This window comes from Bradyrhizobium sp. USDA 4341 (assembly GCF_054063755.1).
Window position 1 is genome coordinate 624,372 of sequence record NZ_JBSSGO010000002.1, and the last position, 25,377, is coordinate 649,748.

33 protein-coding genes and 1 tRNA gene are annotated in these 25,377 nt (G+C 64.0%); 13 read left to right on the plus strand and 21 right to left on the minus strand.

The window, feature by feature from the left end; genetic code table 11:
- Window positions 1-69: 69 nt before the first annotated feature.
- Window positions 70-146: transfer RNA gene (locus ACVIGB_RS08620), tRNA-Arg, on the plus strand.
- Window positions 147-270: 124 nt separating this feature from the next.
- Here ACVIGB_RS08620 and acuR read toward each other — a convergent pair.
- The 3 genes from acuR to ACVIGB_RS08635 all read right to left on the minus strand — a co-directional run bounded on the left by acuR (window position 271) and on the right by ACVIGB_RS08635 (window position 3,209).
- Window positions 271-903: an acrylate utilization transcriptional regulator AcuR gene (gene acuR, locus ACVIGB_RS08625; RefSeq protein WP_223966387.1), complete on the minus strand. Its 633-nt coding sequence runs from the start codon at window positions 901-903 to the stop codon at window positions 271-273.
- Window positions 904-962: 59 nt separating this feature from the next.
- On the minus strand, window positions 963-2,552 hold the full coding sequence (locus ACVIGB_RS08630; protein ID WP_456722984.1) for an alpha/beta hydrolase domain-containing protein: 1,590 nt from the start codon (window positions 2,550-2,552) through the stop codon (window positions 963-965).
- A 138-nt stretch (window positions 2,553-2,690) separates the two neighbouring features.
- Window positions 2,691-3,209, minus strand: coding sequence for a hypothetical protein (locus tag ACVIGB_RS08635; protein WP_092114527.1), 519 nt, complete (start codon window positions 3,207-3,209; stop codon window positions 2,691-2,693).
- 715 nt (window positions 3,210-3,924) lie between these two features.
- Between ACVIGB_RS08635 and ACVIGB_RS08640 the strand changes: the two genes are divergently transcribed.
- The 3 genes from ACVIGB_RS08640 to ACVIGB_RS08650 all read left to right on the plus strand — a co-directional run bounded on the left by ACVIGB_RS08640 (window position 3,925) and on the right by ACVIGB_RS08650 (window position 5,560).
- Window positions 3,925-4,059 (plus strand): hypothetical protein, encoded by a 135-nt coding sequence (locus ACVIGB_RS08640; RefSeq protein WP_276327610.1) that lies wholly within the window; start codon window positions 3,925-3,927, stop codon window positions 4,057-4,059.
- Between the two features lie 213 nt (window positions 4,060-4,272).
- Window positions 4,273-4,740 carry a DUF992 domain-containing protein gene (locus tag ACVIGB_RS08645; RefSeq protein WP_456749130.1) on the plus strand — a complete coding sequence of 156 codons (468 nt, stop codon included), beginning with the start codon at window positions 4,273-4,275 and terminating at the stop codon, window positions 4,738-4,740.
- A gap of 373 nt (window positions 4,741-5,113) precedes the next feature.
- Complete coding sequence (locus ACVIGB_RS08650; RefSeq protein ID WP_456722982.1) at window positions 5,114-5,560, plus strand: hypothetical protein; 447 nt, start codon at window positions 5,114-5,116, stop codon at window positions 5,558-5,560.
- A 282-nt stretch (window positions 5,561-5,842) separates the two neighbouring features.
- Here ACVIGB_RS08650 and ACVIGB_RS08655 read toward each other — a convergent pair whose 3' ends face one another.
- Together ACVIGB_RS08655 and ACVIGB_RS08660 are read right to left on the minus strand one after the other, a co-directional pair.
- A complete protein-coding gene (locus ACVIGB_RS08655; protein ID WP_456722981.1) occupies window positions 5,843-6,085 on the minus strand; it encodes a YdeI/OmpD-associated family protein in 243 nt (80 codons plus the stop codon).
- Between the two features lie 203 nt (window positions 6,086-6,288).
- Window positions 6,289-6,702 carry an SRPBCC family protein gene (locus ACVIGB_RS08660; RefSeq protein ID WP_092114531.1) on the minus strand — a complete coding sequence of 138 codons (414 nt, stop codon included), beginning with the start codon at window positions 6,700-6,702 and terminating at the stop codon, window positions 6,289-6,291.
- A 243-nt stretch (window positions 6,703-6,945) separates the two neighbouring features.
- On the opposite strand from ACVIGB_RS08660, the gene ACVIGB_RS08665 reads away from it, so the two are divergent.
- Window positions 6,946-7,251, plus strand: coding sequence for a hypothetical protein (locus ACVIGB_RS08665; RefSeq protein ID WP_092114532.1), 306 nt, complete (start codon window positions 6,946-6,948; stop codon window positions 7,249-7,251).
- A gap of 27 nt (window positions 7,252-7,278) precedes the next feature.
- Here ACVIGB_RS08665 and ACVIGB_RS08670 read toward each other — a convergent pair whose 3' ends face one another.
- From ACVIGB_RS08670 to ACVIGB_RS08680, 3 genes are all read right to left on the minus strand, one after another.
- A complete protein-coding gene (locus tag ACVIGB_RS08670) occupies window positions 7,279-7,914 on the minus strand; it encodes a 2-dehydro-3-deoxy-6-phosphogalactonate aldolase (protein ID WP_456722979.1) in 636 nt (211 codons plus the stop codon).
- Window positions 7,915-7,925: 11 nt separating this feature from the next.
- Window positions 7,926-8,840 carry a 2-dehydro-3-deoxygalactonokinase gene (locus tag ACVIGB_RS08675; protein WP_456722978.1) on the minus strand — a complete coding sequence of 305 codons (915 nt, stop codon included), beginning with the start codon at window positions 8,838-8,840 and terminating at the stop codon, window positions 7,926-7,928.
- A gap of 174 nt (window positions 8,841-9,014) precedes the next feature.
- Entirely contained in the window at window positions 9,015-9,230 is a 216-nt protein-coding gene (locus ACVIGB_RS08680; protein ID WP_050402491.1) for a hypothetical protein, read from the minus strand.
- A gap of 208 nt (window positions 9,231-9,438) precedes the next feature.
- Between ACVIGB_RS08680 and ACVIGB_RS08685 the strand changes: the two genes are divergently transcribed.
- Window positions 9,439-9,615, plus strand: coding sequence for a hypothetical protein (locus ACVIGB_RS08685; RefSeq protein ID WP_171947593.1), 177 nt, complete (start codon window positions 9,439-9,441; stop codon window positions 9,613-9,615).
- Between the two features lie 97 nt (window positions 9,616-9,712).
- Here ACVIGB_RS08685 and ACVIGB_RS08690 read toward each other — a convergent pair whose 3' ends face one another.
- Both ACVIGB_RS08690 and ACVIGB_RS08695 read right to left on the minus strand, forming a co-directional pair.
- Window positions 9,713-10,018 (minus strand): hypothetical protein, encoded by a 306-nt coding sequence (locus ACVIGB_RS08690; protein WP_456722977.1) that lies wholly within the window; start codon window positions 10,016-10,018, stop codon window positions 9,713-9,715.
- A gap of 140 nt (window positions 10,019-10,158) precedes the next feature.
- Window positions 10,159-10,335 carry a hypothetical protein gene (locus ACVIGB_RS08695; RefSeq protein ID WP_456722976.1) on the minus strand — a complete coding sequence of 59 codons (177 nt, stop codon included), beginning with the start codon at window positions 10,333-10,335 and terminating at the stop codon, window positions 10,159-10,161.
- A 185-nt stretch (window positions 10,336-10,520) separates the two neighbouring features.
- On the opposite strand from ACVIGB_RS08695, the gene ACVIGB_RS08700 reads away from it, so the two are divergent.
- The gene (locus ACVIGB_RS08700; protein WP_456722975.1) at window positions 10,521-10,742 is read left to right on the plus strand and encodes a hypothetical protein; all 222 of its coding nucleotides are present in this window, start codon (window positions 10,521-10,523) and stop codon (window positions 10,740-10,742) included.
- A gap of 204 nt (window positions 10,743-10,946) precedes the next feature.
- Complete coding sequence (locus ACVIGB_RS08705; protein WP_456722974.1) at window positions 10,947-11,303, plus strand: DUF6481 family protein; 357 nt, start codon at window positions 10,947-10,949, stop codon at window positions 11,301-11,303.
- A gap of 56 nt (window positions 11,304-11,359) precedes the next feature.
- Here ACVIGB_RS08705 and ACVIGB_RS08710 read toward each other — a convergent pair whose 3' ends face one another.
- Window positions 11,360-11,593, minus strand: a complete 234-nt coding sequence (locus ACVIGB_RS08710) for a pentapeptide MXKDX repeat protein (protein ID WP_092114537.1) — start codon at window positions 11,591-11,593, stop codon at window positions 11,360-11,362.
- A 336-nt stretch (window positions 11,594-11,929) separates the two neighbouring features.
- Here ACVIGB_RS08710 and dctP point away from each other — a divergent pair, with 336 nt between their 5' ends.
- Genes dctP through ACVIGB_RS08725 form a run of 3 tightly spaced genes read left to right on the plus strand, consistent with a single transcriptional unit; the run spans window position 11,930 to window position 14,858 of the window.
- Window positions 11,930-12,952, plus strand: coding sequence for a TRAP transporter substrate-binding protein DctP (gene dctP / locus ACVIGB_RS08715; protein ID WP_456722973.1), 1,023 nt, complete (start codon window positions 11,930-11,932; stop codon window positions 12,950-12,952).
- Window positions 12,952-13,503, plus strand: coding sequence for a TRAP transporter small permease (locus ACVIGB_RS08720; RefSeq protein WP_456725211.1), 552 nt, complete (start codon window positions 12,952-12,954; stop codon window positions 13,501-13,503). Before dctP ends, ACVIGB_RS08720 begins: the two co-directional genes overlap by 1 nt.
- On the plus strand, window positions 13,500-14,858 hold the full coding sequence (locus tag ACVIGB_RS08725; RefSeq protein WP_092114540.1) for a TRAP transporter large permease: 1,359 nt from the start codon (window positions 13,500-13,502) through the stop codon (window positions 14,856-14,858). The genes ACVIGB_RS08720 and ACVIGB_RS08725 overlap by 4 nt, the downstream gene beginning before the upstream one ends.
- A 36-nt stretch (window positions 14,859-14,894) precedes the next feature.
- Here the strand turns inward: ACVIGB_RS08725 and ACVIGB_RS08730 are convergent, their stop codons facing one another.
- On the minus strand, window positions 14,895-15,032 hold the full coding sequence (locus ACVIGB_RS08730) for a hypothetical protein (protein ID WP_158231348.1): 138 nt from the start codon (window positions 15,030-15,032) through the stop codon (window positions 14,895-14,897).
- A gap of 116 nt (window positions 15,033-15,148) precedes the next feature.
- On the opposite strand from ACVIGB_RS08730, the gene ACVIGB_RS08735 reads away from it, so the two are divergent.
- On the plus strand, window positions 15,149-15,319 hold the full coding sequence (locus ACVIGB_RS08735; RefSeq protein WP_456749131.1) for a hypothetical protein: 171 nt from the start codon (window positions 15,149-15,151) through the stop codon (window positions 15,317-15,319).
- On the opposite strand, the gene ACVIGB_RS08740 is transcribed toward ACVIGB_RS08735, so the two are convergent.
- Window positions 15,316-16,164: an SMP-30/gluconolactonase/LRE family protein gene (locus ACVIGB_RS08740; protein WP_456722971.1), complete on the minus strand. Its 849-nt coding sequence runs from the start codon at window positions 16,162-16,164 to the stop codon at window positions 15,316-15,318. The two genes, ACVIGB_RS08735 and ACVIGB_RS08740, sit on opposite strands and share 4 nt — an antisense overlap.
- Window positions 16,165-16,456: 292 nt before the next feature.
- On the opposite strand from ACVIGB_RS08740, the gene ACVIGB_RS08745 reads away from it, so the two are divergent.
- The gene (locus ACVIGB_RS08745) at window positions 16,457-18,682 is read left to right on the plus strand and encodes a lytic transglycosylase domain-containing protein (protein ID WP_456722970.1); all 2,226 of its coding nucleotides are present in this window, start codon (window positions 16,457-16,459) and stop codon (window positions 18,680-18,682) included.
- 161 nt (window positions 18,683-18,843) lie between these two features.
- Here ACVIGB_RS08745 and ACVIGB_RS08750 read toward each other — a convergent pair whose 3' ends face one another.
- The 8 genes from ACVIGB_RS08750 to ACVIGB_RS08785 all read right to left on the minus strand — a co-directional run bounded on the left by ACVIGB_RS08750 (window position 18,844) and on the right by ACVIGB_RS08785 (window position 25,375).
- The gene (locus ACVIGB_RS08750) at window positions 18,844-19,413 is read right to left on the minus strand and encodes a hypothetical protein (protein WP_456749418.1); all 570 of its coding nucleotides are present in this window, start codon (window positions 19,411-19,413) and stop codon (window positions 18,844-18,846) included.
- Complete coding sequence (locus ACVIGB_RS08755) at window positions 19,371-20,339, minus strand: tripartite tricarboxylate transporter substrate binding protein BugD (protein WP_456722968.1); 969 nt, start codon at window positions 20,337-20,339, stop codon at window positions 19,371-19,373. Before ACVIGB_RS08755 ends, ACVIGB_RS08750 begins: the two co-directional genes overlap by 43 nt.
- A 79-nt stretch (window positions 20,340-20,418) precedes the next feature.
- Window positions 20,419-21,660, minus strand: coding sequence for a threonine synthase (locus tag ACVIGB_RS08760; RefSeq protein WP_456722967.1), 1,242 nt, complete (start codon window positions 21,658-21,660; stop codon window positions 20,419-20,421).
- Between the two features lie 168 nt (window positions 21,661-21,828).
- Entirely contained in the window at window positions 21,829-23,250 is a 1,422-nt protein-coding gene (gene lpdA, locus ACVIGB_RS08765; RefSeq protein WP_456722966.1) for a dihydrolipoyl dehydrogenase, read from the minus strand.
- 17 nt (window positions 23,251-23,267) lie between these two features.
- Window positions 23,268-23,510 carry a hypothetical protein gene (locus tag ACVIGB_RS08770; protein WP_092114546.1) on the minus strand — a complete coding sequence of 81 codons (243 nt, stop codon included), beginning with the start codon at window positions 23,508-23,510 and terminating at the stop codon, window positions 23,268-23,270.
- Complete coding sequence (locus ACVIGB_RS08775; RefSeq protein WP_171947596.1) at window positions 23,511-23,687, minus strand: hypothetical protein; 177 nt, start codon at window positions 23,685-23,687, stop codon at window positions 23,511-23,513.
- Between the two features lie 12 nt (window positions 23,688-23,699).
- Entirely contained in the window at window positions 23,700-25,067 is a 1,368-nt protein-coding gene (locus ACVIGB_RS08780; RefSeq protein ID WP_456722965.1) for a pyruvate dehydrogenase complex dihydrolipoamide acetyltransferase, read from the minus strand.
- 2 nt (window positions 25,068-25,069) lie between these two features.
- Window positions 25,070-25,375, minus strand: coding sequence for a DUF5076 domain-containing protein (locus ACVIGB_RS08785; protein WP_021079261.1), 306 nt, complete (start codon window positions 25,373-25,375; stop codon window positions 25,070-25,072).
- Between the last annotated feature and the right edge of the window lie 2 nt (window positions 25,376-25,377).

Sequence of the window (25,377 nt, forward strand, 5' to 3'; positions counted from 1 at the left end):
AAAAATCGGTTCGGACGGACTTGGCGGAAAGGCGGATTTTTCATATTGCGGGTGCTACAAGGCGGCCACGGTCCCGTAGCTCAACTGGATAGAGTAGCGGATTTCTACTCCGCGGGTTGCAGGTTCGAATCCTGCCGGGATCGCCAGTTTTCCTCGCCCGACGCAGCCGTTTGTCGCCGAATGCTGCACCAAATCCCCAGAAAAATCCCCGAAACAATTCCGCACAGCGAAACGATTGTTTGATATTGAACGACTCAATGACAAAAAGGCTCATTTACTGAGGAGCTTGAAAAAGCCTTTCGAGAAGGAGTGAAGCGGGTCGGAACGGCGCTCGAGTTTGGCGCGCAGGACCGCGCCCTCCCAGCCGATCCAGAAGAATTCGGCAAGCCAATCGCAATCGTGGCTGGACGAGATCGCACCCATGGTTTGAGCAGACCTCAAGCACTTGGCTGTGCGCTGCTGCCAGTCGATGAACACGGCGAACAGTTGCTGACGAAAAGATTGTGGAAGTGCGCCCATCTCCTGGCCAAGATTGCCGACCAAACAGCCGCGCGTATAACGGAAGCGCTTCATGGCAAACGCAGCATCGTCGGTAAAACCCCTAAGCCTCTCCAGCGGGGGGTGTTGCTCGTTCAGGAAGAAGCTGTCGAGCTTCCGCGAAAAATAGGCAGCGTAGCTGTCGATCAGTTCCGCTCCAAACGCTTCCTTGCTCGGAAAGTAGTGGTAGAACGAACCCTTTGGCACGTCGACGCTACGCAAGACTTCCTCGATTCCCGTCGCGGAATAGCCCTTCTCCGTCAGCATGACGACACCTGCACGGACCAGCGCGTCACGGGTCGCGCTAAAGCCGGCAAGCTCTTTCGGTGGTCGCCCGCGGCGGCGAAGAGGCAACGTCTTGCTCATAAAAAATCTAATAGACCGGTCGTCTAGGAGAAGCAAGCGCCAGGTGATCCGGACGTCCCTCAGCGTGGCGCGTCATTCGCAGGCGCGGGCGCGAACAGTTTGCTCGACGCGGCTTCCTGAACGATCACCGCCGCATCTTCCGGCAGCATGAAGCCGCGCGTCACGAGGTCCAGCGCGGCGATCCGGATCCGGTTCACATAATCGTCGCGGCCGTGGTAGCGTTCCTCGATCGACGGGCGGGCGTCGCCCGTGCGTTCTCGCTCCGCCTTGGTTGCCGCAAACGGCGAGAACGATCCAACCAGCATGCAGGTGAATGTCTGCGGCTGGTTCTGCCCGCCATTCGTGCCGGTCGGCACCGCGTGATCGGGCAGCCGCACGCCGCCGAGCGCGTTGCCATCCTGATCGCGCTTCGGCACCTGGATCACGGCGGCCGAGAGCCGGCTCGGGGCACGCAGCGCGGGTGGCTCGCCGCTCGCAGGCTCGAGTGGCATCAGTTCGCTCGCGGGCGGCTCGGCGTTGCGACCGACCCATGCATCAAGGTGCAGCAGCAGGGCTCGCGACAGCGGGGCCCAATCGATACGGCCGGGCGGCAACTTGCAGGCCGCCGGCGCCTTGGGAACGATCACATGCGACCCACCGGCGATGTCGTACATCCGCACATTGGCAGGCAGCGGCTGATCCGCGGTCCCGGACGCGCCGGTGCGACCGAGCGAAGCCCGCAGCGAGTAGTAGTCCGTGGTGGAGCTGACCAACAGCATTTTCGGCGGTACTTCGCCGCGCGCCTCAACCTTAGCCGTGATCTCGCCGATCGTGAGAGGTCCGTCATTCACGCCGGGAAAATCCGGATTGTCGAATGTGGGAGCTCCCTCGGCGCTCGACGTTGGCCCAAGGCCCGTCTGAAGGATCGGAAGAAGGCCGGCTGCCGAAACAAAAACATGCATTCCATCGAAGACGCGCCGATCGCCCACCATGTTGAAGCCGTTCAGCAGAAAGGACTTCAGGAACCGTCCATCCTGGGACCTGCCGCTCGCGAGCACGCGATTGATCGCGCCGTTGAGCGGGTTGAGTGTTCCGGCGCCGTCGGCAGCCGCATGCGCGAGGAAGTCCGCGGCATCGCGCACGATCGCAAAGCCCACCCCCTCGACGTAGTGAGTCTTGCCGTCGCCGTCGGCGAACGAAGGCAGGTCCGCGCCCTGTCCGAGCTCCCAATAAACCTCTGCGACCGTGAAGCCGTGGTCCTGGAGAAAGCCCGTGCCTTGCTCCAGTGTGCCGAAGAGGAAGGGTATATCGCGCGGCGAGTTATAGAGCATCTCCGCGTTGGCCAGGCCGCGGTTGGGTACGTCCACCAGCAATGCGCCGTTTCGCCCGCGGGCAGCCGCCGGCATCATGAGAATGATCTTCGCGGCGTAGTCGACGCGCCCGCGTTCATTGCGCGGCGCCTTGTCGATTCCCGGAATGGCCTCTTGCGGTGATAGGTCGCCGTGGATGCGACCTTGCCAAATCACGTACTCGCCTACACGAAACGTGCCGTACGGCTGTTTCGACGTGAATTCGATTTTGGTGATTTCCGCAGTTGCAGATCGCGTCACAGCGATGAGGCCGAACAGGCAGAGCAGAAACGACACGATGGGCCTGTTCAGGTGCAACATTGGAATCCTCCCGGCTTGATCGCCACGACGTTTTTGGTGTTGCGGTGCCCAGATATCGTCACTGGGGGAGACATCATGGAAACGGACATAATGGACCGGCAATTTCTCACCGGTCCATCGCCTGTGGCGCAGAGCTTTTCACTCCATCCAATAGTCGATGTCGGTCTGATTGGCATTGACGCCGGCCTTGGGCTCGGACGGGCCACGGCTGCTAATGATGCCACGAATCCTGGCGAGGCTACCTGTGCCTCCAGTAATGACGCCCGATGTCATGTTTGTAAGCTTGCCGTCTCCACTGCTTTGGGCGACCAGAGATGTCCTGACAAAAAACTTGTCGCCATTCTCAAGTATCCAGACGTTGTAGATGAGGGCCGGACCATTGTTGTCGATGTAGTCCGACATGCCGCGCGTCCACTGCTCCTTCAATTTCGACCCGTTGATGACGGGGGCATCGTCCCCATAGATCCGCCGGATTTCGAAGAGCCGAGCTTGATGTCCCGGAATATCGCCAACATCGATTACATGTTGTTGGGTGTATGTCGTCTGAGTTGCCGGGGTATTATAGCTGACATGTTGCTTCTGCTGGGCCATGGCCACCGGAGCGGTCAGAGCCATTGCGAGAGCGATCGTCATTCCAAGCGCGATCTTGCGAACCATACGTGACCTCTCATGTTGGAAACCAGCCAACCGCGAAGGAGTCGGCGGACGTTGTTTATTGAAGATGTCTCGATCAATCCGTCAGCGCTCGGCAGCGACCGAACTCCGGCAAAGCCGAAATCACTGCATTTTACCGAGACCCATTTAAATTAGACGGATCGTCTAGTACTTGGCTGCGAGCGATTTCGCTAATCACTCTTTATTGACGACGAAGGCGAGCGCCACGCGCGGATCAGGTATCAGGACGTCTACGGCGCCTGACCTGCGGACGCGCGAACTGCAGCGAGAGCGACGCGCGCCGCGAGCGTGACCGGGCATGGGCAGTGCGCCAGGCGCGGCAGCTCAATGCCGATTGCGAGGAGGAGATCGCGCGGAGGCACGGCGCCCGATCCCCGGAAAAGTCACCGGACCGACGGACGATGCGCGCTAACGATTTGAGGTGTCGCGACAGTCGCCGTGGCGCCCGGTTTGTTTCTACTCCGCGGGTTGCAGGTTCGAATCCCGCCGGGATCGCCACCTCACTCCCCTTCCGATGAAGCCATTTTCCGGACGCCGCGAAGCCGGCCGGAAACAAAGCCGGGATAGCGTCCCGTGATTGCACCAAAAGGGGATTCGGTCATGTGGGATTTCATCAACGAATTGTATCGGGATTTCTGCCTGGCTCGCCTGCAGGAGATGCGGAAGCTGGAGCATCACATCTGAACGGGCGCGGAGCATGGACAACGATCAGCCCCTGGCCGGCGCCATCCTGACGGCGATGGTAATCGCAGCGGTGGTCTGGGTGACCATCGGCCCTCCGCCGGGGCACAAGAAGGTCAGCAGCCAACCCCAGACTGTCGCGAGACGCTGACGCCCGTATGAATACGGGTTACTCGAACCTCGGCGCCAGTCTCGCAGACAGAATATGACTGGGATTGCGGGCCCAGATTGAAACAGGGCGCCGTCGGGACAATTCATTTCGAGCCCGGCGGCGTAGTTTCGTGGCGCCCCCCATTCTAAGAATCCCTTAACCACCAGCGAAGGCCGCACGCGAGAGCGCGGACCGATTGCGTGTCCCTTCGCGTTGTACAGCGCCATGCGTACAAAGGGTCATTGGGTCATCGTTGCGGTGTGTGGCGCGGCCGTTCTGGCCACGCCCATCGCAACCGCCGAGGCACAACAGGTGCAGGCCGGAACGCTCGCGTGTCGTGGCGGCCCCGATACCGGTTTCATCCTGGGCCCGGTGACCAATCTCGATTGCGTGCTGCAGGCCGATAGCGCACCGGACGGTCACTACGTCGCAGCCATTCCCAACCTTGGCATTTTCATCGGCGACCAGGAAGTCGCACTGACCTGGAAGGTGATGGCGCCGGTGCCGTGGCTCGGGCTCGACCAACTCGCCGGCAGCTACACGCACGAAAGCGGCGCGCGTGACAATGTCCTCACCGGCGGCACGACTACGCCGATCACGCTGCATCCGTTGAACGAGGATGCTTTCTCGAGTCCGCCGGTCAAAATCGAGAGCCTGGAAATTCGGCCGATGGATCGCTGATCCTGATCGAAGCCGCGTACTGGCCGCCGAAATGCACAACGCCGCCCGCTTGAAATATGTGCGGACGGCGATGCTCCTAGCCCCAGGAAGGTGATGCAAAATCCTGACAGCTCCAAGCTTGCACGTCTTGTGCCAACGATCATGGCCCATATGGGCCATTTGGCCGGAGAGAAACGAAGCTAGGTTAAGCACCGAGGCACCGGTGACGGTGCCTCACGACCAAAGTGTCAACTTGGCCTCAGCGTGGCCCACGCGCTGAGGCCTTTCTTTTCTGATGTTCACGGTCTGCTCTGAAGTCGCGTCGTGTTCTTTATCACTCAGCGCACGCAACGCTTCCGTAGTTCTCCGTGCGTGAACAAAGTTCCGACAGCGCTTGAGTGCCGAACGTATTCTGTTCGTCACATTGCAGGTTCCGATTCTCGCAGCGATCTTGGGCGGCGTGCTTCGTGATTTCTTAATCCGGAATTGCTTTCTTGAAGAGATTGTCAGCGCTCTCATCGTTCGTCGATATTTTGGGGTCGATATGGAAGACTCCGTCCATATCCGTTGCACACGCTGCAAGAACGTCTTTCGTGATCGCGCCAAGCGGCTGCAGAACGGTTACTCGCGCCAATGCCCGAGCTGCGAGATCGTCCTCTTCTTCGACGAGGACTCGCACGATTCAAATATCAAGCGAGCGATGCGAACCGCGCGGCGCGCACGGAAGGAACTGCGTGAGAGCGAGGGCGTGAGCGCGAGAAGGGCGGCGGGCGTTTCCCGGCAGTACGGCGGCCGCTCGGCATCGAACTCTCGGGGAACCGAGGACGACGGCGCCGATTGAGCTTGGCTCCGGGGAGTTGCCGCACTATCCACCTCGGCCGGCATTTTCCGACGCGCGGTCGAGCCATTGGCGCGTCGATTCGTCACTCCAGCCGGGAACGGCGAAGCGCGCCGCCGGCGTTGCAGCCGCGGGCGAACGAACAGTTGCGGGTTGGCGTGTGTGGGAGTGACGCCGTGTTGCGGCGCTCGCCGACACGCAAAGGATGACCAGTAGGCCAAGTGCCAAGATACAACGCATCGCATTTGCTCCTGACGATCATCGCGACCGCGCCCGAGAGAACGATCACCTCGCCCGGTTGCTCGGCCGATGCGCCATTCCCATATAGACCCCGCCGGCTTTCAATTCTTCCAGCATCTGGTCGATCCGCTTGCGCTTGGTCGCAGCCCGCACACTGCGTTCGATCCAATGCAGATAGTCATTGCGTTGATACGGCGGACGTTGCTTGAACGCCTCCGTCAGACCTGCAGCGTCGAGTTCGCGACGGATCCCCGCCGGCATGGTCGCGCGCGGTCGTTTCAGGATCATGCCGTCCTCTCGCGCGGAGCTGCGACCTGGCCCTGCCGGCGCTCCGCCTCCTCTACCAGCCATTCGGTGACGAAGTGGTCGGAGGCGTGGACGTCGACGACGATCACCGACGTCTCGAATCCGGTGGTCCGTCCCTCGATCTCGCTGGCAGCGCAAGCTGCCAGACCCTTGCTGCATCGATCACGTCGCCTCCGGTGGCCGGATCAGGACCGCTGCTTTGCCTCGACGTAGCGCTTGAAATTATCCAGGATCGCCTGCCAGCCACCGCGCTGCTGCTCGACCGAATGGGTATCCTCGCCGTCGAAGCTGACCTGCAGCTTGACGCCGCCCGCCTCAGGCGTGAACGCAACCTGCGCGGTGCGGTCGCCGAACGCATATTCCAGCAGCCGGGGCGCCTCGACCTTGGTGTAAGTGCCGGCGAAATCGAACCCCATGCTGCCGTCCTTGGCTTCCATCCGCGACGAGAATGCGCCACCGGCGCGCAGGTCCACGGTCGCAGCAGTGGTGTGCCAATCGTCGGAGGCCGCATTCCACTGTTTGATGTCGTCGGGCGTGGTGTAGGCGCGCCAGACATCTGCGATCGGCGCGGCAACGGTCGTTTCGACGGCAATCTTCATATGCGTTCCTTCGTCGTTCCTAAACGGGTGCGCCCACGGGGCGCCTGACCGCGGACACTCTACTAGGGCTATTCGCCGTGATCCACAAACCACTCCGCCGGACGACAGCTCCTGCCAGGGCCGCCGGGAACATGGGGTGGCCGGCGACGCCGTTCAACAAACCAAATGGTGTGTGGCCGGCACAAGAATTTCGTCAGGAATGACCGTGTATGGAAGACGGGTCCAACGCCCGGAGAGGACGACATGCGGAACCTGAATACTGTACTGAGCAAGCTGAACGACCGCCTGCTGCGGCTGGAGGGCGAGCTGTTCGTGCTGCGATCGATCGCGCGCGCCGCCCTGACCTCCGGCGACGAGTCCGCCATCCGCACCCGCAAACTGCTCGAAGGCGCCAAGCTCGCGCTGGCAGACGAAGCCGAACGGCCGCTGGACGCCGCGACCGGGAAATACGTCGCGGCCGCGATCGCCATGGTCGAAGAGCTGCTCGAGAATCCTCGCGAGGCAGCCCCGCTTTTCAGGGTGATCGATGGCGGAAAGCGCGACGATTAGCCCGCGGTCAAGAACTACGGACCGGGCCTAGCTAGCGCCCTGCACGGCCCTGTCATACGCCTCGATCGTGACTTTCGCCCTGACCGCAACATCCGCGGCCGTCATGCCCGGCTTGTAGAGGCTGCTGCCGAGACCGAAGGCGCGAATGCCCGCCTTCACATACTCCGCGAAATTCTGGTCCGAGACGCCGCCGACGGCGGCGAGCATCACATCCGGCGCCAGCACGGCGCGGATCGCCGAGATGCCGGAAGCGCCGAGCACGCTTGCCGGAAAGAACTTCAGGCTCGAGGCGCCCGTGCGTGCGGCGAGCAGCGCTTCTGTCGGCGAGAACACACCGGGCATCGTGATCATCGCGTGGTGCCGGGCGCGCGCCAGCACGTCGACGTCGACGTTCGGCGACACCATGAGGCGCCCCCCGGCGTCATGGAGACGATCGACGTCTCCCGCGGTCAGCACCGTGCCGGCGCCGATCAGGACATCAGCGGGCGCCCGCTTCGCCGCAATCTCGATCGAACGGAACGGCTCGGGGGAGTTCAGCGGAATCTCGATCGCGGTCATATCAGCCTCGAGCAACGCGCTCACGATGCCCAAAGCCTCGTCCGGCTTGACGCCGCGCAGGATCGCGACCAGCGGACGCTTCATCGGAGGAAACGGAATGCTCATGCGTTGATCCCTCAATTGGTCCAGATCGCCGCCGCGGCGCCGGCGAGGCCACGGCGAACCGCCTCCTCCGCATCCATCACGTTGAGCGGAATCGAAAGGCTTTCGAGCGCGATCCGATAGAGCCGTTGCAGCCGGCCCGATGCAATCAGCGTAACCGGCGTTGCTGGCTCCCGCTCGGCAAGGCCGGCCGCCAGCTCGGCACCGATCAACGTGCCGGAGATCGTCTCACGGGCCGCCTGCGCGCTGCCGCCGAACAGCAACTGCCGGGATCGCACCCGAAACAGCAAATTGGCCGATAGCGCCGGCGTTGCGAACGCCTCGACGACGGCCGAGCGGAACGCATCGGCATCAACGGCCTCTTCCGCACCGGCGACGGCATGCGACAGAATGGTATCGCGCGCAACCACGCTGAACAACTCGCCAGTCATGAAGGTCGCAAAGCGCTCGACCGTTCCACCGCGCAGGCGCACCCATTTGGAATGGGTTCCGGGCATGCAAACGAGGGCCTCACCCGGCGCATCCAGACCGAGCGCGCCAAGCAATTGGGTTTCCTCGCCACGCATCACATCGGGTGCCGCAGCATCGCGCTGTGCAATCCCAGGCAGGATGCGGATATCGCGCGGCTGCCCCCTGACCACGACGGCGCCTTTGAGGATATCGGAGAGATGCGCCGGTATGTCGACATAGCCGGCCTCGACCCAGCCCTGCCGCGCGCCGGCCATGCCGCAGATCACGACCGGCAGATTGGCCGCCGCGCCCAGCGCATCGAGATGCGATTGCAGCACCGACGCAAAGCCGGCCCTGGCGGCCGCCGTCATGCCCTCGTCGCTGCGCCGTTCGCCGAACAGCTCGCCGCCGGCGCTCATCAGCCAGAGCCGGAAGCTGCTGGTGCCCCAATCGACCGCGACATAGGAAGGCCCGCTCATCGCGCTCTGTTCCACGCTCTTGGTTTCCGGCTCGGCGATGACGCCGCCGAACAGACGCGATAACGGCGTTCAAGACGCCGCGCAAGGCGCGCCAAGATCGCGCAGCCACGCGATCACGCGAACGCGCGCATGCGACCGCCGGGCCCTGTTCGCGTCGGTGCGTGCGCGGATCGGTTACCGCGCGCCCTTCAGCGTACAGGAGGTCGTGCAGGTCGTGACGTTGCCATGGTCACACTTGATGCAGGCGTTGACGCACTGATCCATGACCTTGGGATTGTACTGACTATAAAGATTGGCCGCGCAGCTGTTGGTCGATCCCGTGACCTCCGGGTCGGACCAGCAACCGGACAGTAAAAATGCTGCGGCACTCAAAATGGCGACCTTGCGCATAAGGCCTCCTGCCACGCTCTATCCAAGTATCCTTGCAAGTAACCTTGATAGGTTAGGTTAAATTTCGGTTTCAATTGCGACCTGATCCGGAAGCAGTATTGCTTATCCACCGGACATTTCCCCAAGGTCCGGGCCCACACCGGCAAGGCCGTCAGGCGACCCCGCCTGGCGGCTTTGTTGCCCAGCAATGCACAAGGATACCAACAAGATGGCCCGAAAGCCGCGGTGGTCGTTCAAGGAGGACCGACGACTGATGGAATTGGCGCGCTCCTCCAAGTCGCTGGAGGAGGTCGTGAAGGCGACCGGCCGTTCGCCGGAGCGCATCAAGAAGATGGCGATGCGCCTTGGCCTCTCCATCAAGCCGCGTGGCGCCACCAAGAAATAGTTTGAAATACGGCCGCGGCCGTAGCCCGGCCGGCCAGAGCGCGTTTGAGCGAAATGGGCACCGATCCGCTTAAAGACGGCGCGTCAGAAACAAAGATCTAGGGTTCCGGCGGACAATCGTCCTTGGCCCGCACCGGGATCGCCTTGACCTCGCCCTCGGTCTTGACCTCACGCTCAGCCTTCACCTCGCGCTCACCCCTGGCCTCTTGTTCATCCTCGTCCGCCCGCATGCAGGTGGTCAGCACGAAAGCCACCCGGCTGCATTGCCACGCCGGCCCGAGCGCCGCGCTCGACACCGGTTCCGGCGACGCCAGCGTCAGGGATAGATACGCTACCAAAACGGCACCCGCCGCGGCTGCGGCAGCCAGTGCCGCGCCCGTTCCGGACCACAGCTTGGACATCATGGCCTTGGTTCCCGCCGATCTCTGGGAGTCGAGGCAGCCCGCCTGCCCGCGTGTGACCGGAATCACAATCAGGACCAAACAGTTCAGCCCGAATCTTTGGGCTTGATGTGGGAGCGATATTGCACTGCCGCAAGGCAGGATCAGCGCACCGGCTCGATCACATTACAGTTGGTCCGGCCCGACATCAGGCAGTCCTGCATCTTGCTCGCCGCCGTCAGGTCATGCGCAAGCCAGAGACCGACCGCGAGCATGACCACCGCGACCAGCAGTCCGATCAGCGCCCCGCGGCGGTTACCTCCGTCTTCGGATTCGCTCATGGCCGCTTCGGTTCCCTTTTGCCATCGCCCGTATCATGACCGTTTGCACGGTTGCGTGCGATCAATTCTGCAACAGTCGCACAACGAAATGCGCGCCGGCAGCGATCGGGCCTGCAATTCCATTGCGGGCTGGCGCGACTCGCGAAAAACTGCTCGCTGAGTGGAGCGGTGTGCGGGGCGTGCCGGTGAGCGAACAAGAAGCGAGTTACGATTATCAGCGTTACAGGCAGCTGCTCTTGGAAGCTGTCGACGAGACCAGCAGACTGCGGCTGATCAGCCTCCTGATCACCGAAAAGGCGCGCGACAGGCTGGAAGCGCAGCGCGCCTCGGACCGGAGCGCGATGACCGCCGAGACGGTCGCCAAGGTGCTCGGCAACGGCCGGCGCGAGCAATTTCAGCGCGGCTAGGCCTGTCGGCAGGTTCGGTGACCAACCACTCACCACGCCGGCCGCCAGCCGGGCGCAAACACCACCGTCGGCCATTTGCTGTCCGCTCATATCTCCTTTGCTCCACAGCCCCTCGTTCACCACTGGCCTTTTCGCTGCCATTCACTTATTGAACGCCGAACCGAACCCCATCCATCAACGAACAGAAAGCAGCAGGCTTCCTCTATGAGTGGCTTCAAGGAACCGGGTTTTGCCGACCGCCAGAAAGCGGCCTTGCAGGCGCGGCAAAACCTCCTCAACAAGTTTCGCACCCAGCCGGGCGCTGACGATCCGACCGTGAAGGCACGGGCCGATGAGCGCGCGGCTATTGCCGAACGCCGCGCGAAGGCCAGGGAAGCCCGTGAAATCGAGAAGGCCGAACGGAAGCGCCGCGAGGAAGAGGCCGCCGCAGCCGAGGCCATCCGCATTGCGCGGGAGAAGGACGAGGAAACCGCACGACTGGCTGCGCTCGAGGCTGAACAGAAGGCCAAGCGCGACGCCCGCTACGCTGCGCGCAAGGAGCGCGGCAAGAAGAAGCGCTGAGGCGTAACCAGGCCCGCCACGACGGCGGGCCTGTGAAGGATGAGCGGTGGCGACGGTCAGTTCTTCTTCATGCCGTCGTCTTTCTTCATCATCGCGCCGCCATCCTTCTTCATGGCGTCGTCCTTCTTCATCATGCCATCGTCCTTCTTCATGGCATCCTTGGACATCGTGCCTTCCTTCTTCATTGCGTCGTCCTTGCCCATCTTGTCCTGAGCGAAGGCAGCGGGCGCCAGCGCGAGGCTGAACGAGAGCAACGCGGCCGAAAGGCCGAGGCGGGTCTTGGTGGTCATGTTGATGATCCCTTGTGTGGTCGAATGTGAGCGCGACGACTTGCCGCTCTCTCCTCGACGCGCTTGCGCCGCCGGTTGTTACCTCCAATAACAAATTCTTGAAGCACACCGGCGCGTACGCTCATCGCGCGAGGATCGGGCGGCGACGCTGCGGCAGCGCAGTGTGCGCCGCAGCAACTGCAAGACTTGCGGCCTGACGACTTGCGACCGCCTGTCGGCCCGCACTATCGGGGCGCCTCGAACTATCAGACTAGAGAAGTTTCACGCGAAGACCGGCTAAGCTAAAGCTCCGCGCCGGCCTAACAGCCACTCAAGAAGCTCTTCAGGGGAACAACCATGCTCACACGCCGCCACGTCCTCGCTTCCGCCCTCGCCGCCCCCGCCGTCCTGCGGATGGGTGTCGGGACTGCGCATGCCGCGACCACGCTGAAGATCTCGCATCAGTTCCCCGGCGGCACCATCGACAAGGGCGATTTCCGCGACAGGCTGTGCCGGATGTTCGCGGCCGAGGTCGCCAAGCGCTCCGGCGGCGACCTCACTGCCGAAGTCTATCCGAACTCCTCGCTGATCAAGACCAACGCGCAGTTCTCGGCGATGCGTAAGGGCGCGCTCGATCTCAGCCTCTATCCGATGCCCTATGCCGGCGGCGAATTGCCGGAGACCAATATCGGCCTGATGCCGGGCCTGGTCACGACCTACGACCAGGGCCTGCGCTGGAAGAAGGAGCCGGTCGGCAAGGCGCTGAGCGACTTCCTCGCCGACAAGGGCATTCTGCTGATCTCCTGGGTCTGGCAGGCCGGCGGCGTCGCCAGCCGCTCCAAGGCGATCGTGGCGCCCGAGGACGCCAAGGGCCTCAAGGTGCGCGGCGGCTCGCGCGAGATGGACATGGTGCTGCAGACCGCCGGCGCCGCCGTGCTGTCGGTGCCGTCCAACGAGATCTATGCCGCGATGCAGACCGGCGCCTGCGATGCCGGCATCACCTCCTCCACCAGCCTGATCTCGTTCCGCCTCGAGGAAGTCGCGAAGTCGCTGACCTCGGGCGCCGGCGCCTCCTATTGGTTCATGCTGGAGCCGCTGATGATGTCGAAGGCGATCTTCGATAAGCTGCCGAAGAACCAGCAGGACGTCATCCTCGCCGTCGGCGCCGAGCTCGAGGCGTTCGGCCGCAAGGGGGCGCAGGACGACGATACCGAAGTCACCAAGGTCTATGAGAGGGCCGGCGCCAAGGTCAGCGCACTCGACGCCGCCATCGTCGGCAAGTGGCGCGACATCGCGCGCGACACCGCCTGGAAGGACTACGGTGCCAAGACGGCGACATCAGCCAACCTGCTGAAGCTCGCAAGCGACGTCGCCGCATGATGCATGGTCCGGCCGCGGATCAAGCCGAAACCCCAAGCAGTGCCACGGGCCATACACCCGTGGCGATGCTTGGGCGTGCGCTGTCCGTCTGCAACAACATCATCGTGGTGTTCGCCGCGCTCGCCTTGATCGCGGCCTGCGTGATCCTGAGCTACAGCGTGCTCGGCCGCGCCCTGTTCCACAGCCCGAACTACTGGCAGGACGAGGCCGCCGTGTTCCTGCTGGTCGGCGCCACCTTCATGTCCTCGGCCTACGTGCAGAGCCAGCGCGGTCATGTCAGCATCGAGGCGTTCGTCGGCCTGCTCTCGGCGCGCGCCAACGGCATCAGGCTGTGGCTGGTCGACGTCGCGAGCTTCGCGTTCTGCACCTTCTTCGCCTGGAAATCCTGGACCCTGGCGCATGAGGCCTATGTCGACGGCCAGGTGTCCAACTCGATGTGGTCGCCGCCGCTCGCCATCCCCTATGGGCTGATGGCGCTCGGCATGACGCTGCTCTGCGTGCAGCTCCTTTTGCAGATCCTCATTCCGCTGACTGGTGGCGCGCGCCGATGACCGTGTTTGGTATTGGCATCTCCTACGGGCTTGCCACCCTGTTTGCGATGTTCTCCGGCATGCCGATCGCGTTCGCGCTCGGTGCGGTCGCGGTCGTGTTCATGGCGATCTACATGCCGGCGGCCTCGCTCGATACGGTGACGCAGAACGTCTACGAGGAGATGGCCTCGATCACGCTGCTGTCGATCCCGCTGTTCATCCTGAAGGGCGCGGCGATCGGCAAATCCCGCGCCGGCCAGGATCTCTACTCGGCGCTGCATGCCTGGCTGCACCGCGTGCCCGGCGGGCTCGGCGTCGCCAACGTGTTCGCCTGCGCCCTGTTCGCGGCGATGGCCGGTTCCTCGCCCGCGACCTGCTCGGCGATCGGTTCGGCCGGCATTCCCGAGATGCGCAAGCGCGGCTATTCCGGCGGCTTTGCAGCGGGGATCATAGCCGCCGGCGGCACGCTCGGCATCCTGCTGCCGCCCTCGATCACGATGATCCTGTTCGCCGTCGCGGCCGAGAAATCGCTGGGACGGCTGTTCCTCGCCGGCATCGGCCCCGGACTGCTGCTGGTGTCGTTGTTCGGCCTCTACGCCGTGTTCCGCTTCCGCAAGGAATACGCCATGGCCCGCGCCGTCTATGACGCGACCGGCAAGGATGCCGCGATCCTGCAACGCGACGAGTTCACCATGGCCGAGCGCTTCAGCGCGTTGCCGCGCGTGATCCCGTTTGTGCTGCTGCTAACCGGCGTGATGATCGCGCTGTATGGCGGCTACGCGACGCCGTCGGAAACCGCCGGCCTCGGCGGCCTTCTGGCGCTCGGGCTGATCGCCGTGATCTACAGCGTGTGGAAACCGAGCGACCTGTCGCCGATACTGAAATCGACGATCCGCGAGTCGACCATGCTGATGCTGATCATCGGCATGTCGCTGCTCTATTCCTATGTGATGAGCTATTTGCACATCTCGCAATCGGCGGCGGAGGCGATCGTCGCGATGCACCTGCCGCGCTGGGAGCTCTTGTTTGCGATCCTCGTGATGGTGATCGTGCTCGGCTTCTTCCTGCCGCCGGTCTCGATCATCCTGATGACCGCGCCGATCATCCTGCCGCCGCTCCGCGCCGCCGAGTTCGACATCATCTGGTTCGGCGTTGTCATGACCATCGTGATGGAGATGGGCCTGATCCACCCGCCGGTCGGCCTCAACATCTTCGTCATCCGCAACGTCGCGCCCGACATCCCGCTGAGCGAGGTGATCTGGGGCACGCTGCCCTTCGTGCTGCTGATGATGTTCGCCGTGCTGATGCTGTGCTTCTTCCCGGAGATATCGACCTGGCTGCCGAATCTGGTGATGGGGCCGGACGGCGGGCGCTAGACCGGTCGCCTGAAGCAATCGCGTCAAACGGGAGCTTCAGGCCGCCTCCTGCTCGCGTGCCGCAAGAGCCTGCTCGATCCGGCGGACCAGCAACGCCGTCGGACGTCCCTCGCGCTGCAGCCGGCGGAGTTCATTCCACAGCCTGATGATTTCGCGATCTCGCTCGGCGTCCATGGCATTCTCCCGGAGTGCCTCACTATGAACGAAACAAGAACAAAACTCAAGGCCGCAACAGGCCGTCGCTGGCGCGGGAACCAGGACGACGCAGGGCGATTGGTTCCTTCATGAAAATGGCCAAGGCAATTCGCAAGCAGGCGCAGACCGCGGAGCGGGTCGCATCGGCGACCGCGGACGCAATCGTCGCCGATCAGATGCGCTCCCTGGCCCGCGCCTTCAGGAGCCAGGCCGAGATCCTGAAGAAGAAAGAGAAGCAAAAGAAGAAACAGTCTCGCCTCGGCTAGGGATAGCCGTCGCCCGGTGTATCGACCTCGATCACGTCGATCCGCGACACCGATTTGCCCTTCCGCAGCTCCTCGTAGGACGTCTCCGCGCTCAGGCAGAACAGCGACCTGCGATCCGTGCCGCCGAATGCACAGGCGAGCGCGCGGCGGCCGGGGACCGCGATGCGCGCACGCTCGACACCATCGAGATCGATCCGGACAAACGCGTCTTCGGTGAAGGACGCGACCCAGACTGCGCCGTCGCCGTCGAGGCAGATGCCGTCGGGATCATTGACGCGACCGAACCGCCCGCGAAGGCTCAGGCCGCCGTCCGGCGCGATGTCGTAGTCGGCGAGACCGGCACCGTCCATCTCTGCGACGACGAGCCGGCGATGGTCAGAGGAGACGGCAATGCCGTTGGGAAAGCGCAAACCGTCGGCGACGACGCGGGCGCCGCCGTCGGGCATCACCAGGATAATGCGGCCGACGGCGCCGCGGCCCTCCGGCGGCGGTAGATTGAAGCCGAGATCGCCGACATAGGCACGGCCCTGCCCGTCGACGATCATGTCATCGATCGTACCGGTCGCGATCCCGGAAAGATCGGCATACAGCGACAGCGCGCCGCCGGAAAACCGCAGCAGCCGCTTCCTGAACATCGTCAGCACGACGATGTCGCCATCAGGCAGCACGCCAAGACCGCACGGCGTGTCGTCGGTCACCGCCGCATGCTCCTGGCGTTCGCCTGACGGGCTGATGCTGAGCAGCATCCGCGCCATGCAGTCGACGAACCAGAGCCGCCCGCGATGCCAGCGCGGGCCCTCGAAATAGCGCCCGTCATCCAGGATGGTTCTGAGCCGAGCCGTCATGACGCACCGGCCTGAAAGGACAGATCTGACATGAGAAAGCGCCCCGCCGCACGTTTGGCGAGAATATATCCCTGCTGGGACCGGTCAAACTGGCGTCTCGGCCCCTTAAAAAGACCCGCAAAACCCCGGTTCCCGCAGGGTTCCACACGCTGTATGCCATATTTTGCCGCGTTTTCCCTGTTGAGTTGCGGCAGCGTTAATACTCGAGAATCGAGGGTGGTAGTAATCTGCGGCGGATGTGCCGCGTACGACGCGTTCCGTTTGTGCCTGATCGTTTCAGGGGGGCCAGGGAATGAACCGTTGCCTACGTCCGCTGGCGTGCCTCGCCACGGTGGCCGTGCTCGCGCTGCTTCCGCTTGAGGCAGGCGCCAAACCGCATCATCAGCACCAGGCCAAGAGCGGCCATGGGGACAAGAAGGCGCACGGCGCCAAGGCGACGCGCGAGAGCGCTGCCGGCAAGCGGCGCCATGCCAGGCATGGCGCCGACAAGCGTAAATCAGCGAAGGCCAAATCCGCTTCGTCCAAATCGGCTGAGACCACCAAGGCGCCCGAGCCGGAAAAGCCCGCCGGGCCGCAATTGTCGGGCGATCTCGCCGCGGTCAGGGACGCGATCGTCGTGGCGCGCCGCGGCAAGACCAGCGACGCGACCGATATCCAGGCAAAGATCACCGATCCCGTCGGGCGGAAGCTCGTCGAGTGGTATCTGCTGCGCCACTCGGAGTCGAATGCGCTGTTCAGCCGCTATGCGGCATTCGTCACGGCCAACCCGGACTGGCCAAGCGTCACGCTGTTGCGCAAACGGGCTGAAGCGCGGATGTGGCAGGAGCGCAGCGATCCGGCCACGGTGCACGGCTTCACGCTCGATCAGCCGATCAGCGCCAAGGGCAAGTTCGCGCTCGCCCGCACGCTGCTCGCCGAAGGCGATCGCGACGGCGCCGCGCGGCTGGTGCGCGAGGCCTGGCGCTCGGAAGAATTGTTGGACCGTACCGAGAGCGACGCCTACGACGCATTCAAGGACCTGCTGACGCGCGATGATCATCGCGCGCGCATGGACAAGCGGATCGGCGCCAAGGATCTTGCCGGCGCGCGGCGCGCAGCACAGCACCTCGGCAGCGACGAGCTGGCCATCGTGAAGGCTTGCGGCGCGATCCGCGGGCAATCCAGCAAGGCAGAGGACGCCCTCAACGATGTGCCGGCGGACGCCCGCAGCGACCTCGGCTACACGCTGTGCCGCATCCAGTGGCTGCTCGCGAAGAACCGGATCGACGATGCGGCGCGCGTGACGATTGCGGCGGCGCCCGAGACGATGGCGCAGCAGGACACCGACCAGTGGTGGCGCGAGCGCCGCATCCTCTCCCGCAAGCTGCTCGACCAGGGTGAGTACCAGGCGGCCTACGACGTCATCCGCGCCGCGGCGGCGCCGGACAATCCCTATTACCGCTCCGACATGCACTTCATGCGCGGCTGGATCGCGCTGCGCTATCTCGACGATGCCAGGACCGCGGCAGCGCATTTCGCGCGGATCGACGAAGGCCAGACCAACCCGACCGTGCTGGCGCGCGCCGCCTATTGGCGCGGTCGCGCCGCCGAGGCGCTCGGCAACAGCGTGGCGATGCGGGCCGACTACCAGGCCGCGGCGCGCTACCCGACCGCCTATTACGGTCAGCTCGCGCTGGCCAAGCTCGGCCGTGACGGCATCGAGCTGCGCGCGCCCTCGCCCGCGGCCAGCGCCGGCAGCATCGCAGCCGACGAGCGCGTGCGTGCCGCCGACATGCTCTACGCGATCGGCGAGCCCGATATCGTGCTCTATTTCGCTGCCGACCTCGCCGAGGAAAGCGCAGATGTCGGGATGCTCGAGGCGCTCGGCGAGCTCACCGGCCGCCGCAACGATGCCCGCGCCATGCTGCAGATCGGCAAGATTGCGCTGGCGCGCGGCTTTGCCTTCGACCATTACGCCTTCCCGGTCATCGGCATTCCCAAGCACACCCCGATCGCCCCCGATATCGGGCGCAGCATGACCTACTCGATCGCGCGCACCGAAAGCGCGTTCGATCAGCGCGACAAGTCGGCGGCCAACGCCGTCGGCCTGATGCAGGTGACACCCGAAGCCGGCCGCGACACCGCCAAGCGTTTCGGCGTCAGCTACGACTGGAGCAGGATGGTTTCCGATCCGGTCTACAACACCCAGATGGGGGCCGCCGAATTGAGTGCACTGCTGGCGGAATATCGCGGCTGCCACATCATGACCTTTGCCGGCTACAACGCCGGCCGCGGCCGCGTCCGCGACTGGATCAAGGCCTATGGCGACCCGCGTGATCCCAAGGTCGATCCAGTCGACTGGGTGGAGCGGATTCCGATCTCGGAGACGCGCAACTACGTGCAGCGCGTGATGGAGAATTTCGCGGTCTATCAGGCGCGGTTCGAGGACGCAGGCACGGCGTTGGCGGCAAAGAGCGGCGAGCGCGTCGTGACGCAGGAGAGCAACGCGGCGCCGGCTGGGGCAATGCCGTCGCAATAATGCAGCGTCGTCCCGGCGAAGGCCGGGGCGCATAGCCACCCTTGTAAGTTGTTCGCAAATTGTTGAGCCAATTGCCCCTTACGTCGGCCGCGGCGTTTGGATCTCGGCCTCCGTGCGCAATTGCGCACTAGCTAGGCCGGGACGACGCGGAGAGACCACCCTCAATCCACCTTCACATTGGCTTCCTTGATCATCGGCCACCACTTGGCGATAGCCATCCTCGATGCCCAAATCCCCCAATCGACAAGCAAGAGAACGTACGACACGGCGAGGACAAATATGAACCAAAAGCCGAATCCGTCTAACCCGGACGTATGATCCTCATAGGTGCCGCTCGTCGTGAAGCATTCGTATGGTGTGTCTCCCGCGGTTGAGAGCAATCCGGAGGCCCCCGCGACGGTAATCAGTCCCATAATCAAGTTCGATACGACAAGAGTTTTGCTGCGGGCGAGAAGAACCGGCATTGCAATGACGATCATTGCAAGGACGAGCGTTCTGACGGATTGTCCCTCACCAAACATCATTCCCTGGCTCGCGCAAAGGTCGTTGTAGGCCTTTGCGGCGACGGGCTGAAGACTATGAAAAATGAGAATCGAGAGACCGTAGGCAATCAGATTGGCCGCCCGGACAGCGCTTCGGAAGTAGTTGCGCAACATCTGCCAAGCCATCCAACGGCACCCTTGTAACCTCAATCCACCTTCACATTGGCGGCCTTGATCATCGGCCACCATTTTGCAATCTCCGCCTTCTGCCAGGCGCCGAGTGCTTCCGGTTTCAACTGGTCCTTTGGCGGCATCTGCAAGCCGAGATTTTCAAGCTGCTTCTTCACCGCGGGATCGTTCAGCGCCTGGATCACCGCGACGTTGAGCTTGTCCACGATCTCCTTCGGCGTGCCCTTCGGCACCCAGAGGCCGGACCACAGCGTCATGTGGAAGCCCGGCAGGCCGGCCTCGTCGACCGTCGGGACCTCCGACGCGTTCGCGACCCGCTTGGAATCGGTGACCGCATAGGCGCGGATGTTGCCGGCGCGGACCTGGTTGATCGAGTTCGACGTCTGGTCGACGATGATATCGATCTGGCCGGCGACGAGGTCGTTCAGCGCCGGCCCGGTGCCGCGATACGGCACGTATTGCAGCTTGATGCCGGAGACGTTCTCGAAATAGAGCCCGGCGATGTGGCTGCCGCTGCCGGCGCCGGCGGTGCCCGCGGTCGGCGGCGCCGGTCGCGACTTCAGCCACTCCAACAGTTCCTTCAGCGACTTCGCCGGCACGGCGTTCTTGCTGACGATGATCATCGGATTGCTCGGCAGCAGCACCACCGGCTCGAGATCATCGACGAGGTCGTAGCCGAGCTTGTAGATCGCGCCGTTCGCGACATGGGTGCCGAGATGGCCGAACGAGACGGTGTAGCCGTCGGGCGCCGCGCGCACCGCACGGCCGACGCCGAGCGAGCCGCCCGCTCCGGTCACGTTCTCGATCAGAACCACCTCGCCGAGCGACTGCTTCATGCGCTCGGCGAGGATGCGCGCCATCGCATCCGACGGACCGCCGGCGGCGAACGGCACGACGATGGTGATCGGGTGCGCAGGCCAGGATTCCGCCGAAACGCTCCCGGAGAACGCCAACATCGCCAGCACGGCCAGAACGAGCTTCCGCATCACGCGCTCCCCTCAATCTTCCTTGTCGTATCATTTTTGAAGGGCCACCTTTCAACAAGATGGCCCTTCGGATGAGGCGTCAGAACTGCGAGAAGTCGATCGGCTTGTGCCTGTCGAGCGTGCGGGTCACCGACGGCAGCGGGTATTTCAGACCACTGGCGCAATTGAACAGCATCACGCGGTCTGCCTTGGTGACGCGGCCGTCGGCAAGGCTCTGCTTGTAGGCGGCATAGGTCGCAGCCCCCTCGGGGCACAGCAACAGTCCCTCCTCGCGCGCGACCTCGTTGAGGGCGGCGGTGATCCTTTCGTCGTCGACCGCGATCGCAAATCCCTTGCTCTCGCGCACCGCCCGCAGGATGAGAAAGTCGCCGATCGCCTGCGGCACGCGGATGCCCGAGGCGATGGTGTGAGCGTCCTCCCAGCGCGCCGCATGCTCGGTGCCGGCCTCATAGGCGCGCACCATCGGCGCACAGCCGGAGGCCTGCACCGCGACCATTCGCGGGCGCTTCGAACCGATGAAACCGATCTTCTCGAGCTCGTCGAACGCCTTCCACATGCCGATCAAGCCGGTGCCGCCACCGGTCGGATAGAAGATCACGTCGGGCACGTCCCAGCCGAGCTGCTCGGCGAGCTCGAGGCCCATCGTCTTCTTGCCCTCGATCCGGTAGGGCTCCTTCAGGGTTGAGGTATCGAACCAGCCGACTTTTGCTTTTCCCTCGCCGACGATCTTGCCGCAATCGTCGATGTAGCCGTTGACGCGATAGACGGTGGCGCCCTGCAGCTCGATCTCGCTGACATTCACCTCCGGCGTATCCGCCGGACAGAAGATCGTGGTCTTGATCCCGCAGGAGGTCGCGTAAGCCGCGAGCGCCGCGCCGGCATTGCCGTTGGTCGGCATCGCCATGTGCTTGATGCCGAGTGCCTTGCCCATCGAGACCGCCATGACGAGGCCGCGCGCCTTGAACGAGCCGGTCGGCAGCCGCCCCTCGTCCTTGACGATGATCTCGCCGCCGCCAAGCCTTGCGGAAAGCCTCGGCAGCCGGATCAGCGGCGTCGTGACTTCGCCGAGGCTGACGATGTCCTTGCATTTGCGCACCGGCAACAGCTCGCGGTAGCGCCACAGGTCGGCGGGGCGCTCGGCCAGCGCGTCCTTGGTCAGCGCCTTCTTCACCCCGGCGAGATCGTAGCGCACCAAGAGCGGCTTACCGGCCTTCGAGAGGTTGTGCACCTGATCGGCCGCATAATGATCGCCCTCCATCGCGCATTCGAGATGGGTCACGAAGGTCGGGCGTTCGATGGTGAGGTTGTCGTTGTCTTTCACGGGTTCTGATCCTTCTTGTTCTTTGCGAATTCTTTGCTGCCTGACCCGTCACCCTGAGGTGGCCGCTTCTTCAGCGGCCCTCGAAGGGCGACGAGCCTCGGTGCTCGATCCGGGCCGTGCATCCTTCGAGGCTCGCTGCGCGAGCACCTCAGGATGACGGAGCAGAGACTAGATATTCAGCACGCGCCCGTAGGCGTCGAGCACCGCTTCCTTCATCATTTCCGATAGGGTCGGATGCGGGAACACGGTGTGCATCAATTCCTCCTCCGTGGTCTCCAGATTCATCGCCACGACATAGCCCTGGATCAGCTCGGTGACCTCGGCGCCGATCATGTGCGCGCCGAGCAGCTGGCCGGTCTTCTTGTCGAACACCACCTTGACGAGGCCCTGGTCCTCGCCGAGCGCGATCGCCTTGCCGTTGCCGACGAACGGGAAGCGGCCGACGCGGATCTCGCGGCCGCCTTCCTTGGCCTTGGCTTCGGTGAGGCCGACGGAGGCGACCTGCGGGTTGCAGTAGGTGCAGCCCGGGATCAGCAGCTTGTCCATCGGATGCGGATGCAGGCCCTTGATCGCCTCGATGCAGATCACGCCCTCATGCTCGGCCTTGTGCGCGAGCATCGGCGGTCCCGCGACGTCGCCGATCGCGTAGATGCCGGGCACGTTGGTCTTGCCGAGACCGTCGATCACGATGCAGCCGCGGTCGGTTTTGACGCCGAGCTTCTCCAGCCCAAGATTCTCGATATTGCCGACCACGCCGACCGCCGAGATCACGCGCTCGAACTCCTTGGTCTGCGGCTGGCCCTTGCCGTCGTCGATGGTCGCGACCACGCTGTCGGCCTTCTTCTCCAGCTTTGTCACCTTGGTCGAGGACATGATCTTGATGCCCATCTTCTCGAACCGCTTGCGCGCCAGCCCCGCGATCTCGGCGTCCTCGACAGGCAAGATCTGCGGCAGCACCTCGACCACGGTGACGTCAGAGCCCATGGTGTGGAAGAACGAGGCGAACTCGATGCCGATCGCGCCGGAGCCGACCACCAGCAGCGACTTCGGCATCCGCTCCGGCACCATCGCCTCGAAATAGGTCCAGATCAGCTTCTTGTCGGGCTCGAGCCCGGGCAGCACGCGCGGCCGCGCGCCGGTCGCGACGATGATGTGCTTGGCCTGATAGGTGCCCTCGCCGCTCGCACCCTTCGGCGCCTCGACCGTCGACTTCTTCACCGTGATCTTGCCGGGCGCGTCGATCGTGGCATCGCCCCAGATCACCGTGACCTTGTTCTTCTTCATCAGGAAGCCGACGCCGTCGTTGAGGCGCTTCGAGACCCCGCGCGAGCGCTGCACCACCGCCTTCGGGTCGAACGAGACGTTGTCGGCCGACAGCCCGTAATCCTTGGCGTGTTGCATGTAGTGGTAGATCTCGGCAGAACGCAGCAGCGCTTTGGTCGGGATGCAGCCCCAGTTCAGGCAGATGCCGCCGAGATAGGATTTCTCCACGATCGCGGTCTTGAAGCCGAGCTGCGCGGCCCGGATCGCGGTCACGTAGCCGCCGGGGCCGGAGCCGATGATGATGACGTCAAAGGATGTGTCGGCCATAGCGGCTCCCGTTCAACTCAACGTGTGACGCCGCGCGCGCGGCTTCTTGCGATCAATGACCTGACCAGCCATTCGAGCCCGATCACCACGGCCATGATGGCCAGGGCCGTCAGCACGATCGGCTGGGCGATGTTCCGCGCCAGCTGTTCGCCGGCGAAGAACGCGGAGTGCAGAAAATCCAGTCCGACCGGATTGAGCACCAGTGCGGCCGACAGCAATAGCGAGATCCAGGGCCAGCGCGTGCGAGCCGTGCCGGCCATTTATCCGTACTCCTGCCATACCGCACCGAGGAACACGGTCCACGCCAGCGCCAGCACAGCGGCGCCGATCATCATGATCCTGAACTGGATCGTCGATATCAGGTCGCGGTTGACAGCGAAGAGTAACGCGACGGCGATGGCGGCGAGCAGGACGTACGGACCGTAGATCGCGTACATGGCGGATGCCCGTCACACCATCATCATCACGGGATTCTCGATCAGCTGCTTGAAGGCGCCGATCAGCTCGGCGCCGAGCGCACCGTCGATCGCGCGATGATCGCACGACAGGGTCACGCTCATCATGTGCGCGATCTCGATCTTGCCGCCACGCACCACCGGACGTTCCTCCGAAGTGCCGACCGCAAGGATCGAGGCATGCGGCGGGTTGATCACGGCGGTGAAGTGGTTGATGCCGTACATGCCGAGGTTCGACACCGCGGTGGTGCCGCCCTGGTATTCTTCCGGCTTCAGCTTGCGGGCGCGGGCGCGCGCGGCGAAATCCTTCATCTCGTTGGAGATGGTCGAGAGCGTCTTGGTCTCGGCCTTGCGGATGATCGGCGTGATCAGGCCGCCCGGCATCGCCACCGCGACGCCGACGTCGGAATGCTTGTGCTTGAGCATGCCGCCTTCGGTCCAGCTGACGTTGCAGTTCGGGATCTTCTGCAGCGCGACCGCCATCGCCTTGATGACGAAGTCGTTGACCGAGATCTTGTAGAGCGGCTTCTTCTCCTTGTCCTTCGGCGCAGCCGCGTTGATCTCCTCACGCGCGGCGAGCAGCTTGCCGATGTCGCAGTCGATGGTGAGGTAGAAGTGCGGGACGTTCTGCACCGAGGCGGTGAGACGCTGCGCGATGGTGCGGCGCATGCCGTCATGCGGCACGACCTCGTAGGAGCCCGGCTCGAACAGCGCCAGGATCTGCTTGTCGGACATTGACGGCGCGATGCTGGGACCTGTGGCGGCCGGCGCAGCCGCCGGCGCCTTCAGGCCCTTGCCGGACTTGGCGTCGTCGACGTCGCGCGCGATGACGCGGCCGTGCGGACCGGTGCCGGTGATGCGGCCAAGATCGATGCCGGCTTCCTTCGCAAGCCGGCGCGCCAGCGGCGAGGAGAACACGCGAGCGTGGCCATTGGCCTGCGCGGCCGGTGCAGCAGCCTGCGGCGCAGCGGCGGGCGCTGCGGCCGGCTGCGGCGCCGGCGCAGCCGCCCGTGCAGGCGCCGCGGCAGGTGCAGCCTGAGCGGCGGGCTTCGGGGCCTCGGCGGGTTTGGCGGCCGGTGCAGCGCCCGCTCCGGCGCTGGCCGCCGCCTTCACATCCTCGCCGTCACCAGCCATCACGGCGATGACGTCGTTGACCGGCACGTCCTGCGTGCCTTCGGGCACCAGGATCCTGGCGATCGTGCCTTCGTCGACCGCCTCGACTTCCATCGTCGCCTTGTCGGTCTCGATCTCAGCGATCACGTCGCCGGACTTGACCTTGTCGCCCTCTTTCTTGAGCCACTTGGCGAGGTTGCCCTTTTCCATCGTCGGCGACAGCGCGGGCATGAGAATATTGATCGGCATTGTCAGTGACCTTGTTGCGACCGCGGTTTGGTTTGGCCCATGTCGGTCGGCCGGGCGATTTCGGCTTCGAACATCTCGACGATGCGCGCGAGCGCCTCGTCTTCGGTGTATTCGCTTTCGCGCGAATAGGCGCGCGCAGCGTGGCGGGCGATGTCGACGAGCATCAGCCCCCACATGTCCGGCTCCTCGAAGGCGCGCTGGAACGCGATCGACAGGCCGCCGTCGACGACGAAGGCGCGCAGCACCTCCACGGCGTCGTCGCGGCCCATCACGTCGGGCGGCAGCGGCTGCTCCTTGGGACCGGCCATCG